Here is a 13,324-nt window from a genome sequence, read left to right as displayed (position 1 = left end):
AGCGGCGAGGGTGGTTTTCTACGAGGCCTTTTTCGTTGCCGCGCCGGCGTGCTGAAGCAGGCGCTCGGCCATATGCGCGCCGACCACCAGATGCGTGCACAGCCCGCCGGCGATGGCCGCAAGCAACGGCTCGAACTTGGTGTCTTCCTGCACCACCATCAGTCGCTTCTCGATGGCGCGCAGCGAGGCGAGCTCGGCGGAGATGACGCGCCTATTATAGCTGCAGTCGAGCACCTCGCCGCCGGCGTCGATGATCTGTCCGGCGATGACGCCGGCCGCACCCTGGCGCCGCAACGTTTCCATCTCGGCCGCCGACAGCGCGCCGCATTTCACCAGATGGCTGTCGGCGTCGACCGCGCCGACGGAATAGAGCGCCAGATCGCAATCGGCGATGCCGGCCAGCTGGTCGCGGATCACCGGCTCGGCACGCAAACCTTGCGCCAGGCCTTCCGTCGACAGAACCAGCGGCGCGTAGAAGTTGAGGCCCTTGGCATTCAGCCGTCGCGCGATCTCCATCGTGCACTGGTCGGGCCGGTAGGAATAGGGCGCGCCGAGATTGCCGCAGAGCTGCACCACGGTGACGTCCTGCAGGTCGGCATAGGACATGATGTCGGCGATGGTATAGACCGTGCGGCCCCAGGCGACGCCGATGCGGTCGCCTTTCTTCACCAGCTCGAGAAAGACGCTCGCTGCCAGCACGGCGATATCGGTCGAGGGATCGGCGAGGTAGGCATTTTCCGGCGCGATCCAGACGGCGTCGAGATCGAACGCATCTTCCAGCCGTCGCGCCATGACGTCGTCGGTGAAGAGCTGGGTCGAGGTCGAGATGTTGACGATGCCGGTCTCGCGCGCTTTGCGCAGATACATGGCGACCGAGGCGCGAGAAATGTTGAGCTGGCTCGCCACTTCGTCCTGACGCAGGCCATGCGCATAGTAAAGCCAGGCGGCCTTGTGGATGAGCTGTTCTGCCGGTCTGATAGCCATGCCGCCTCCTCGGCTGACATTAGTCACGGCTCTCGACAAAAGTCAAATTTGCCTGCGCGAGCTGCGATCGTCTCGCGGCGCGGCCCAATCCGGATTGCCGTTCCACCAAGCCGGCGCAGCATAGCATTTTCAGCCGTGGAAGGGGGATGGCGTGACGGCCGGCCTAAGGTTAGAAAGCTCGAAAAGAACATCGGGGAGAACGGGATGGCCAATCCTTACGAACAAGATCTCGACAGGAACGCTGCCAACCACCAGCCGCTGACGCCGCTCACCTATCTTGAGCGCGCGGCCAAGACCTATCCCGACCACATCGCAATCATTCATGGCGACCAGCGCATCACCTACCGCGACTTTTGGCGCCGCTCGCTGAAGCTCGCTTCGGCGCTTGCGAAACGTGGCGTCGGCAAGGGCGATACGGTGACGGTGATGTTGTCCAACACGCCGCCGATGCTGGAAGCCCATTTCGGCGTGCCGATGGTGAAGGCGGTTCTGCATTCGCTGAACACCCGCCTCGACGCCGCCGTCATCGCGTTCCAGCTCGACCATGCCGACAGCAAGGTGCTGATCGTCGACCGCGAGTTCTCGGGCGTCGTCAAGGACGCGCTGGCCTTGGCCAAGGTGAAGCCATTGGTCATCGACTATGACGATCCGGACTATGCCGCCGACGCGCCCTATCCGAAGGGCGAACGGATCGGCTCAGCTGATTACGAGGAGTTCGTCGCCGCCGGCGACGAGACCTTTGTCTGGTCGATGCCCGACGACGAATGGGACGCCATCTCGCTCAACTACACCTCCGGCACCACGGGCAATCCGAAGGGCGTCGTCTATCACCATCGCGGCGCGGCGCTGATGGCCTACACCAACACCATCCATGCCGGCATGGCCAAGCACGCGGTTTATCTCTGGACGCTGCCGATGTTCCATTGCAACGGCTGGTGCTTCCCCTGGACTTTGGCCGTGCAGGCCGGCACCCATGTCTGCCTGCGCTGGGTGCGGGCAAAGCCGATATACGACGCCATTGCCGACCACGGCGTCACCCATCTGTGCGGCGCGCCGATCGTGATGTCGGTGCTGATCAACGCGAAGGATGAGGACAAGCGGCAGTTCGCGCAGACCGTCACCTTCAACACCGCCGCAGCGCCCCCGCCGGAGGCCGTGCTGTCCGGCATGGCCGATGCCGGCTTTGCCGTCACCCATCTCTATGGCCTGACGGAAACCTACGGCCCGGCCGTCGTCAACGAATGGCACAATGAGTGGGACGCGCTGGAGAAGGGACCGAGGACGCAGAAGAAGGCACGCCAGGGTGTGCGCTATGCCGCGCTCGAAGGTCTGACGGTGATGGATCCCGGGATGATGATGGAGACGCCGGCCGACGGCGAGACCATCGGCGAGGTCATGTTCCGCGGCAACATCGTCATGAAGGGCTATCTGAAGAACCGCAAGGCCACCGACGAGGCGTTCGCCGGCGGCTGGTTCCATTCCGGCGATCTCGGCGTCATGCATCCGGACGGCTATATCCAGTTGAAGGACCGCTCGAAGGACATCATCATCTCGGGCGGCGAGAACATCTCGTCCATCGAGGTCGAGGACGCTCTCTACAGGCATCCGTCGGTTGCCTCGTGCGGTGTGGTTGCCCGCGCCGACGACAAATGGGGGGAGGTGCCCATCGCCTATGTCGAGCTGAAGCCCGGCAAGGCCGCGACCGAGGCCGAGATCATCGAGCACTGCCGAGGGCTGCTCGCCCGCTTCAAGGTGCCGAAGGCGGTGGTGTTCGCCGAAATCCCGAAGACCTCGACGGGGAAGATCCAGAAGTTCCGGCTACGGGAGATGGCGAAGAGGGTGTGAGCGCAGCCCCCAGCGTTGGCAACTAGCATTTGGCCCCTGCGCGGTCGTCATCCACGGGCGAAGCAAGGAGCGTAGCGACGCGCGCAGACCCGAGGATCCATTCCGTGACATCAGTCGAAGAACGAAGCCGGATCAAGAAGTTACGCTGATATCCGCCCAACAATCGCTGACGGCTATTCTCGACCCGTTGGAGCACGGCCGCATGGTCACGGAATGGATCCTAGGGTTTCCGCGACGTCGCTTCGCGACTGCTCCACCCTAGGATGACGACCTCACAGGTGCCGGCGAAAATTGTCGGAGTCGCCAGCCACCGATCTCGCAACTGTCACCATCTGTCACCAAATTATACGCGTACGTCGATTTCGCGTTGACTCCTCGCCACTTTCGTTTTACGACTGACGAAAATTGAAATTCGTCACTCATCAAAACGAAAGCGCTATGTCAGAAGCCGCCAACATCGTGGCAGATCCCGCCAGACAGGAGAATGTGACCCGCATTCTCGACTGCGCCGAGCGCCTGTTCCGCCACTATGGCTACGGTAAGACCAATGTTGCCGACATCGCTCGCGAGCTCGGCATGTCGCCCGCCAACATCTACCGCTTCTTTGCCTCCAAGGTCGAAATCCACCAGGCCGTCTGCGGCCGCATGCTCGGCGCCAGCTACAAGATGGCCTACGAGATCATGCATCTCCCGGTCAGCGCCGAGGAGCGGCTGCGCCGCTACATCCATGCCCAGTACAAGATGACGCTCGAGACCATGCTCGACGAGCAGAAGGTGCATGAGATGGTCATCGTCGCGCTGGAGCGCGACTGGTCCGTCATCGACAAGCATGTCAACAGTATCCACGACCTGTTCGCCGAGGTGATCCGCGAGGGCATCGAGGCAGGCGAGTTCAGGCAGCAGGATCCTGAAACCGCCGCGCGCTGCTTCGGCGCCGCCACCGTCATTCTGTGCCACCCGCAGATGGTGGCGCAGTGCCTTGCCAAGACCAACCGGGCAATGCCCGACGAACTTATCGACTACGCCATCAGAGCCTTGAAATAGAAGCCGCCCGCCGCATGCGGCCGACAGATCATCTCCAGTTCGGGAGTGCTAAAGTGTCTTTGTCCAGTTCCATCCTCCGCAGGCTGCCGGCCGCCGGCCTTCCCGCCATCGGCATCGTCGTCGCCGCGCTTGCCCTTGCCGGCTGCAGCCAGGAAAAGGCCGAGGTCGTTCAGGAAGTCGTCCGGCCGGTCAAGGTGGTCGAGATCGGCGAGGCGCGGACCACCCGCCAACTCGACTATTCCGGTTCGGTGCGCGCCCGCATCGAGATGAATCTCGGATTTCGCATCGCCGGCAAGGTCACCGAGCGTCTGGTCGATATCGGCCAGCATGTGAATGAAGGCGACGTGCTCGCCCGCGTCGATCCGTCTGACTACGAGCTGTCGGTGAAGAGCGCGCAGGCCAGCCTCGACGCCGCCGAACGCCAGGTCGAGACCGTCGATCTCGCCAGGAAGCGCGCCGAGCAGCTCTATGCCAAGAACTTCGCGCCGAAGTCGCAGCTCGATCAGGCGCGGCTGACCTACGACCAGGCCGTGGCGACGCGCGATGCCGCCCGCTCGACGCTGGCCCAAGCGCAGAACCAGGTCCATTACACCGATCTCAAGGCCAGCCAGGCCGGCATCGTTACCGCCATCTCCGCCGATGTCGGCCAGGTGGTCGGCGCCGGCACGCCGGTCATGACGGTCGCGGTGGACGGCGAGAAGGAAGTTTCGATCGCGGTGCCGGAGATGGATATTGCAGGCTTCAAGCCCGGCAAGGAAGTCAAGGCGAGCTTCTGGTCGGACGAAGGGCTGACGCTTGACGGCAAGGTCCGCGAGGTCGCCGGCAGCGCCGATCCGCAGTCGCGTACCTTCGCTGTCCGGGTTTCGCTGCCCAACGATCCGCGCGTGCTGCTCGGCATGACGGCCAATGTCGAGGCAACCGTCGGCAGCAAGGCGCAGCTCGTGTCGATCCCGCTGACCGCGATGACCGAGAAGGACGGCAAACAGATCGTCTGGACGGTCGACCGCACCTCCGAAACAGTCCATCCGCGCCCGATCAAGGTCGCCAACTTCACTGCCGACGGTGTCGCTGTGGCGGACGGCCTCAAACAGGGCGACGTCGTGGTGGCCGCCGGCACGCAGTTCATGACCGAGAACCTGAAGGTCAAGCTTGCAAGCGACGCCCAGCAATCCGCCTCGGCGGAGGACGACGTCGCGACCACCAGCAGCCTGCACTGATGCTTGTCGCCCAAAAGTGCGAAGCGGTTTTGGGACAACGACATGCATCGAACTAAAACCTGAAGTCAGGCGTAACGAACGCCTTTCCCGCTCTCGCTGCTTGCGCCGCGGGCCGGGGAAAGCATGGGTTCCGGGCGGCGAACGCCCCGATCGTGAGATGCCGGCATGTTGGCTCCCCCGCAGCAGTGCCGCGTCAAGCGCGATTTGCGAGCTCTCTCCGCTTGAGGGTCTCGCCGCCCGGAAGCCCACCGAACTGGAAGCGGCATGCCAAGCGGGCGTGCCTTGCCGATCAATTGGACTGGACGTGTGCCATGACCACCAGCGACAGCAGCACTGAAAAGCGGCCCTTCAATCTTTCGCGTTGGGCGATCGGACATCCGAGCATCGCGCGCTTCCTGTTCGGGCTGATCATCCTTGCCGGCGCGCTCGGCCTGATGCGCATGGGCCAGAAGGAAGACCCCGACTTCACCTTCCGCGTCATGGTGGTGCAGGCGGTCTGGCCCGGCGCCTCGATCCAGGACATGGAGGATCAGGTCGTCAACAAGATCGAGCGCAAGCTGCAGGAAACGCCGCATCTCGATTTCGTGCGTTCCTACACCCGCGCCGGCAGCGCCATCATCACCTTGCAGGTCAAAGGCGACACCAACACCGAGGAAGTGAAGGACGCATTCTACCAGGTGCGCAAGAAGGTCGGCGACATCTCCAATGAATTGCCGCAGGGCCTGCTCGGCCCCTATTTCAACGACGAGTTCGGCGACACCTTCATCACGCTGCATTCGATCAGCGGCGACGGCTTCACCTATCCGGAGCTGAAGAAGTTCGCCATCCAGGCGCGCGACATGCTGTTGACGACACCGGGCGTCGAGAAGGCCGTCATCATCGGCGACCAGCCTGAGAAGATTTATATCGATGTCTCGTCCAAGGCGTTGGCCGAGCGCGGCCTGACCATCCTTGACCTGCAAAACGCCGTGAAAGGCCAGAACGCCGTGGATCCGGCGGGCTCGGTCGACACCGGCCTGCGCTCGGTGCGCATCTCGGTCGAGGGCGATGTCACCAAGGCCGCGGATATCCGCGAGCTCAGGCTGCGCTCGGGCAACCAGGTGACGCGCCTCGGCGACATCGCCACGGTCTCTTCCGGCCTCCAGGATCCTTACGACAACAAATACCTCTTCAACGGCCATCAGAGCGTCCAGCTCGGCGTCGTCATGGCCAAGGGTTTTAACGTCAGGGATGTCGGCAAGGATGTCGAGGCGACCTATCAGCGCTTCGAGGCAGGGCTGCCCTATGGCGTGTCGGTCGATCAGATCTCCGACCAGCCCCAGGTCGTCAAGGACGCGGTGAGCGAGTTCATGGAGGCGCTCGGCGAGGCGCTGCTGATCGTCCTTGCAGTCTCGCTGCTGTCGATCGGTTGGCGCTCGGGCCTGGTGATCGCCATCGCCATCCCGCTCGTCTTGGCCGCCACCTTCGCCATCATGTACGAGATCGGCATCGACCTGCAGCGCATCTCGCTCGGCGCGCTCATCATTGCGCTCGGCCTTTTGGTCGACGACGCCATGATCGTCGTCGAGATGATGGAGCGAAAGCTGGAGGAGGGGCTGGTCAAGATCGAGGCGGCGAGCTTCGCCTACACCTCGACCGCTTTCCCGATGCTGACCGGCACGCTGATCACCACGGCTGGCTTCATTCCGGTCGGCTTTGCAGCGTCGACCGCCGGCGAATATGTGCGCACGCTGTTCTATGTCGTCGGCATCGCGCTGGTCGTGTCGTGGTTCGTCGCGGTCTATTTCACGCCGTGGCTGGGCTACATGATCCTCAAGCAGCGCAAGCATGCGGGCACTCATCACGATGTCTTCGATACCGGCTTCTATCGCCGGCTGCGCGCAACGGTCACCTGGGCCGTGCGCCACCGCATCATCGTTTTGGTGATGACGCTGGTTACTTTTGCCACCAGCCTGTGGGCCTTCCAGTTCATCCCGCAGAACTTCTTTCCGCAATCCTCGCGCCCGGAAATCCTGGTCGACCTGTGGCTGCCGGAAGGCACCTCGATCAAGGATGTCGAAAACCAGGCCAAGTCGTTTGAAGGCAAGATGGCGGACGATCCGGACAAGCGCTTCATTGCCACCTATATCGGCGAAGGCGCGCCGCGCTTCTTCCTGCCGCTCGACCAGCAGCTCCGCAACCCGAATTTCGCCCAGCTCCTGGTGATGGCCAAGGACGAGCCGGCGCGCGAGCGGCTGATCGTCAAGATGCGCAAGATCCTGGCGCAGGACTTCCCCTCGATCCGCGGCAAGGTCGACCGCCTCTTCCTCGGTCCGCCGACCGGCTGGCCGGTGCAGATGCGCGTCATGGGCCCGGACCGCAAGGAGGTGCGCCGCATCGCCGACGAGGTGAAAGCGAGGTTCCAGGCCAATCCGCTGCTCGGCGCCATCCACGACGACTGGCTGGAACCGGTGCCGGCGATGAAGCTGGTGATCGACCAGGATCGTGCCCGCGCCCTCGGGGTCACCTCGCAGCGCATCCGCCAGATGCTGCAGGCCACCATGTCCGGCGCGCCGCTAGACGACTTCCGTGACGGCGAGGAGACCGTCTCGATCGTCGCCCGCGAGCCGGAGGCGACCCGTCACCTGCTCTCTTCGGTCGACTCGGTCTATATCCCGACCGACTTCGGCGGCTCGGTGCCGCTCTCGCAAGTGGCCAAGGTCGTGCCGGTGATGGAGCAGGGCGTCGAATGGCGGCGCGACCGCCTGCCGACGATCAGCGTGCGCGCCACGCTGCCGGACGGCGTGCAGTCCAACGACGTCGTCACCAAGATGTACAACGACATGAAGGACCTGCGCGCCAGTCTTGCACCCGGCTACAACGTCGAGATCCAGGGCGGCGCTGAGGACTCGGCCGAAAGCCAGGCCTCGATCGCCGCCAAGGCGCCGATCATGCTCGCCGTCATCGTCGTGCTGCTGATGGTCCAGCTGCAGCATTTCGGCAAGTCGATGCTGGTGCTGGCCACCGGACCGCTCGGCATCATCGGCGCCGCAGCGGCGCTGCTGATCAGCGGCGCGCCGTTCGGCTTCGTCGCCATCCTCGGCGTCATCGCGCTGCTCGGCATCATCATGCGCAACTCGATCATCCTGGTCGATCAGATAGACCAGGATATCGCCGCCGGCATGGAGCGATCGGAAGCGATCGTGGGTGCAGCCGTGCGCCGCTTCCGGCCGATCATGCTGACGGCGCTGACCGCGGTCCTGGCTCTGATCCCGATCTCGCGCGGCGTTTTCTGGGGGCCGCTGGCCTACGCCATGATGGGCGGCATCCTCGTCGCCACCGTGCTCACCATCCTGGTGCTGCCGGCCGGCTACGCCCTGTTCTTCGGCCGCGCCCCGAAGAAGGCCAAGACCGACGAGCAGGCGCCCGAGCCGGAGAACGTCGAAGGCATCGAAAGACCGCAGCTGGCCTTGGCTGCGGAATAAAAGGTGGCAACCTTGGGTCATCCGCCATCGGCGAAAGCCGGTGGCGGATGATCCGCGTCAAGGTCCGCGGGGCGGAAAAATGCGCTGTGCAACGCTTCCGCAAAACGGAATTCTTTCTCAGCAACGCCATAAAGGTTCGACGCTGCGCGAGAATCTCGGCCTGAAAGCGTCCAGAAAATCGGCTCTTTGTAAGCGAGGCGGTCCGAAAGGCCGGCTGATGCCGGGACGGGGCGATCGGCAAAAAAGAAGGGCACGCCGAGGCGCGCCCGTCTGTTTTCAAGGCTGCCGCGTCAGATGACGAACACCCAGTTGGCGATCAGCATCACCACCACGCCGGCAATCAGCGTCAGGTAAGGCAGCATGCCCGCCTTCTTGACCGAGAGGTCGGCCCCCGCCATGCCGAGGTCTGCCAGCATGTGTTCAGGGAACTTGCCCTTGTCCTGGACATAGTGGCGGAAGCAGAACACCGGGATGATCAAGGCAGCGGTGATCAGGCCGGCCCACAGCGCCATCGGGTTCCACACCTTGGCGCCGGCGCCCATGAAGATGGCGTTGACATAAGCGAAGATCGCGCCGATGCCGAGCAGCCAGGTCGGCGCCTTCCAGGGGCGGTTGATGTGGCCGTTGTCGATGCGATGGATCCAGCCGGCGTTGAGGTTGAGAAAGTTGAAGATGATGTAGCCGCAATTCGACACCGCGAGGATGAAGAAGAAGCTCGTCGCGTCGGCCGAGGCGATGGCCAGCACGATCAGGTTGAAGCAGAGGTCGGTCCACATCGCCCGCGTCGGCGCGCCATGCTCGTTGACGTGGCTGAGATAGCGCGGCAGCCAGCCGTCGACCGAACCCTGGTAGAGCGTGCGCGAGGAGCCGGCCATCGCCGTCATGATGCAGAGCACCAGGGCCAGGATCATCAGCATGACCAGCAGGCTGTGGATGATCTTGCCGCCGCCGACCATGCCGGCCAGCGCGTCGGCGACGCCCGAACCGTCGACGATCGGCGTCGCCAGCATGCCGTTCAGGCCGAGCACGCCCTGGAAGGTGAAGGGCACCAGGATGAACAGCAGCATACAGAGCAGGCCGGAATAGAAGATCGCCTTGAACGTGTCGGTGCCGGGGTTCTTGAACTCCGACGTGTAGCAGACGGCCGTCTCGAAGCCGTAGGTCGACCATGCCGCGATGAACATGCCGCCCAGCACCAGCGTCCAGCCGGCGATGTTCCACGAACCCGGGTCGGGCGCGTAGGCGGCCGCCAACGGCACCAGCGGCGAGAAGTTCGCCCAGTCGATCTGGCCGGTGAAGATCGGCACGACGCCGACGATCAGCATCGGGATGATCACCAGCAGGCCGATATATTTCTGCACATTGGCCGTGCCGAGGATGCCGCGATGCTGGATCGCGAAGATGATCAGCATCAGCACCGCGCCGATGAAGAAGGTGGCGTTGAAGGTGAAGGACACTGGGCCCAGCGTATGGCTGAACAGCGACCAGGTGCGGATCGCGGGCGTGGCGGCAGCCGCCACCGCGGCGATGGCGTCGGCAGGCGCGGTCCCGGCATGCGCGGCGATGTAGGCGGCGACTTCCGGCGATGTCTCGGTGAAGGCCGGGATCGGCGCCAGCGCGTTGAGGATGTAGGCGGCGGCGATCGAGCAGCCGAGCGACAGCACCGGCGACCAGGCGAACCAGTTGCACCACACCGATAGCGGCGCGATGAACTTGGAATAGCGCAGCCATGCCGTGGCGCCGTAGATCGAGGCACCGCCGGATTTATTCGGGAACAGGCCGGCGATCTCGGCATAGGTGAAGGATTGCAGGAAACCCATGATCATGGACACCGTCCAGATCACGAAGGCCAGTGTTCCGGTCGTGCCGGCAATGCCGCCGATCGAGAACAGGACCAGCGCTGGAACGCCGCTTGCCACCCAGAAGGCGCCACGCCAGTCGATATGCCTGAGCAGCTTGCTTTCAACAGGCTGCTCGAGGGCCGTGCTTATCGTGCTCATATCTTGTGTCTTCCCCTTTTTGTTGTTCCCCGCCAGCGATGCTTCGACTCTTGCGAAGCTTGCTCCCCGGCAAATCGACGTCGGCCTGTCGTGTTTCCACTCAGTCGTATTTTTTTCTTAAGAGTGAAGATTGATCCGACGCGCTTTCGCGTCAAGCGTTTTGTGGATGTCATGCACATCGTGCTTGCGAAACATGCTCTTTCCTTCTCCCCTTTGTGGGAGTGGATCGGCGCGTAGCGCCGAGACGGATGAGGGGTGTTCCAGCGAAGTGAGCGGCTGGTGTCTTCTGGAATACCCCTCATCCGACCGAACTTCGCTCGGCCACCTACTCCCACAACGGCAGAAGGCAAGAGTTGCCGCTATCAGGAACGCGGCTTGGTCTTCTGCGGATCGTAATGGGCGAAGGCGACAACCCGCGCCGGCAGCCGCTTGGCGTGGCCGTCGAGCTTGCCGATCTCGACCTCCGTGCCGATCTCGGCATGAGTGACGTCGAGCCGTGCCAGCGCGATGGTCTTGCCGAGCACCGGCGAGCGCATGCCGGAGGTGACGACGCCGATCTGGGCGCGGCCGACATGGACGCAGTCGCCGTGGCCGACGGCGACATTGGCATCGATATCGAGACCGACGAGCTTGTGCTGCGGATGCTCCTTGCGCCGGATCAGAGCGTCGCGGCCGATGAAGTCGTCGGCCTTGGTCTTGAGCGGCACGGTGAAGCCAATGCCGGCCTCGAACGGATCGGTCTGGTCGGAGAATTCGTAACCGGCGAAGATCAGTCCCGCCTCGATGCGCACCATATCGAGCGCCTGGAGGCCCATCGGCTTCAGCCCATGCGGCTGGCCGGCCTCCCAGACGGCGTCGAACACTTTTTCGGCGTCGCGCGGATGGCACCAGATCTCGTAGCCGAGCTCGCCGGTGTAGCCGGTGCGCGAGATGACGACGGGCACGCCATTGCCGCCGCCGATGCGCGCGACGGCGAAGCGGAACCATTCGAGCTCGCCGATCGATGGCTGCACGGGGGAGGTCCAGACCACTTCCTTCAATATGTCGCGGCTCTTCGGCCCTTGCACCGCGATGTTGTGCATCTGGTCGGTGGAGGAGCGCACCAGCACGTTGAGGCCGAGTTTTTTCGCGGTCTCGCGCAGCCATTCGCCGGAAAGATCGTCGCCGCCGACCCAGCGAAAATTATCCTTGCCGAGCCTGAGCAACGTCCCGTCGTCGATCATGCCGCCATGCTCGTAGCACATCGCGGTATAGACCACCTGGCCGACCCCAAGCTTCTTGACGTCGCGGGTCAGCGTGTATTGCAGCAGCGCTTCGGCATCCGGGCCGGTGACCTCGAACTTGCGCAGCGGCGATAGGTCCATGATCACGGCGGCCTGCCGGCAGGCCCAGTATTCGGCGATGGGGCCTTCCTTGGCGAAGGAATTGGCGAGCCAATAGCCGCGATATTCGACGAAGTCGCGCGTGTGCTTGGCAAAGCTCGAATGAAAGGCTGTCTCGCGGGTCATTTTCGGTTCCGAGTCGGGCTTCATGCGTCTGGCGATCGCTCGCGAGAATTTGTGCTGGCCTGAATAGGCGCGCACATGGATGTCGGTGAGGTCCCAGCCATTGGCGGGCGTGGTGTCGTCCGGGCAGGCCGAGGAGACGCAGACGATGTCGGTCAGGGCGCGCAAGAGCACATAGTCGCCAGGTCGCGACCACGGCTCGTCCGACACCATCACGCCATGCGCGTCGATCGCCGTGTTGAAGAAGAAATTGATCGCCATCCAGCCGGCGCGGGGCGTCACGCCCTTGTCCGACAGCGCCTTGTTGAAATTCTCCGAGCAGTTGGTGTGTCCGGGATAGCCGATGTCGTCGTAATATTTGGCGGCGCAGGCGAGTGCGAAGGCGTCGTGGCGGCCGCAAGTGTCCTGCACCACCTCGACCAGCGGCTCCATGTCCTGGTCGTAGTATTTCGAATGCAAGCCGGGCATCGGATAGGCCGAACCCATCAGCGTGCGGGTCGTCGTCACGTCGAGCGGCAGGTCGCGCCCCTTGTCCAGCTTGCGCGCGGAAAAACACTGGAAGTCGGTGCATTGCCGGCCATCGACATCGATGATCTGCAGATAATCGCCGGCCTTGACGAAATAGGCCTCGGCGGTCGCCGACTTCACCCGAAGATCAAGCACCGGATCGGCAAGCGGATCGGGAAGCTGCGACCTCGTCTTCAGCCGGATCGTGGCGCGGCGCACCAGAACGGTCAGCGGCGTCGCGGTGTTGTGGCCGTCGACCAGCATCGGCCCGCCTGGCGCGGCGATCAGCAGCGCGCCGTCGCGCTGAATGGCAAAGCTCTGTTCGGTGCCGGCGGGCGTGGCGCCGCCGAACACACGCACGGCCTTCGGCTGATCGAGCTGCACGTTGCGACGCGCAAGGCTGAGGCGCAGCGCCGCAAGGCCGTCGTCGCCTTCGACGAGCAGCGCCTTGATGCCGGCGGCATTGCTGTTCGACCGCTCGCCGAAAATGCCGGGATCCGTCGCGCCTGATTTGTCCCAGGCCAGCAGCTCGCAGGGCTGGCCGCCTTCGACATTGCTCACGCTGACGCTGTCGCCCGCCTCGACGTCGATCAGCACCGCGCCATTGCCCTGCACGGTGTAGCGTTCCACGCCTGGCGGCAGGCTGATCTCGCCGGGGCGCAGGATCAGGCTCGGACGCGGCGGTCCGGACAGGACGGCAGGGTAGGGCGATTGGCTCATCTCAAACCCTCCTCCGAGCGAGAAACAAGTTTGCCTGT

7 protein-coding genes are annotated in these 13,324 nt (G+C 63.8%); 4 read left to right on the top strand and 3 right to left on the bottom strand.

What is annotated here, in order from left to right; genetic code table 11:
* Positions 1–18 precede the first annotated feature (18 nt).
* Positions 19–984, bottom strand: a complete 966-nt coding sequence (locus tag LB526_RS19880) for a sugar-binding transcriptional regulator (RefSeq protein WP_224629368.1) — start codon at positions 982–984, stop codon at positions 19–21.
* Between the two features lie 204 nt (positions 985–1,188).
* Here LB526_RS19880 and LB526_RS19875 point away from each other — a divergent pair, with 204 nt between their 5' ends.
* From LB526_RS19875 to LB526_RS19860, 4 genes are all read left to right on the top strand, one after another.
* Complete coding sequence (locus LB526_RS19875; RefSeq protein WP_224629367.1) at positions 1,189–2,829, top strand: acyl-CoA synthetase; 1,641 nt, start codon at positions 1,189–1,191, stop codon at positions 2,827–2,829.
* Between the two features lie 438 nt (positions 2,830–3,267).
* Complete coding sequence (locus LB526_RS19870; RefSeq protein ID WP_140844245.1) at positions 3,268–3,873, top strand: TetR family transcriptional regulator; 606 nt, start codon at positions 3,268–3,270, stop codon at positions 3,871–3,873.
* A 53-nt stretch (positions 3,874–3,926) separates the two neighbouring features.
* A complete protein-coding gene (locus LB526_RS19865; RefSeq protein WP_411967833.1) occupies positions 3,927–5,090 on the top strand; it encodes an efflux RND transporter periplasmic adaptor subunit in 1,164 nt (387 codons plus the stop codon).
* Between the two features lie 311 nt (positions 5,091–5,401).
* The gene (locus LB526_RS19860) at positions 5,402–8,554 is read left to right on the top strand and encodes an efflux RND transporter permease subunit (protein ID WP_224601186.1); all 3,153 of its coding nucleotides are present in this window, start codon (positions 5,402–5,404) and stop codon (positions 8,552–8,554) included.
* Positions 8,555–8,844: 290 nt separating this feature from the next.
* Here LB526_RS19860 and LB526_RS19855 read toward each other — a convergent pair whose 3' ends face one another.
* Together LB526_RS19855 and LB526_RS19850 are read right to left on the bottom strand one after the other, a co-directional pair.
* Complete coding sequence (locus LB526_RS19855) at positions 8,845–10,554, bottom strand: APC family permease (RefSeq protein WP_224629365.1); 1,710 nt, start codon at positions 10,552–10,554, stop codon at positions 8,845–8,847.
* A 362-nt stretch (positions 10,555–10,916) separates the two neighbouring features.
* On the bottom strand, positions 10,917–13,286 hold the full coding sequence (locus LB526_RS19850) for a DUF1989 domain-containing protein (RefSeq protein ID WP_224629363.1): 2,370 nt from the start codon (positions 13,284–13,286) through the stop codon (positions 10,917–10,919).
* Positions 13,287–13,324 lie beyond the last annotated feature (38 nt).

Origin of the sequence: Mesorhizobium sp. CA6 (assembly GCF_020165035.1) — a bacterium.
Taxonomy (GTDB): domain Bacteria; phylum Pseudomonadota; class Alphaproteobacteria; order Rhizobiales; family Rhizobiaceae; genus Mesorhizobium.
The sequence above is the reverse complement of the archived record's forward strand: the minus strand, read 5'-3'. Positions and strand labels throughout refer to the sequence as shown.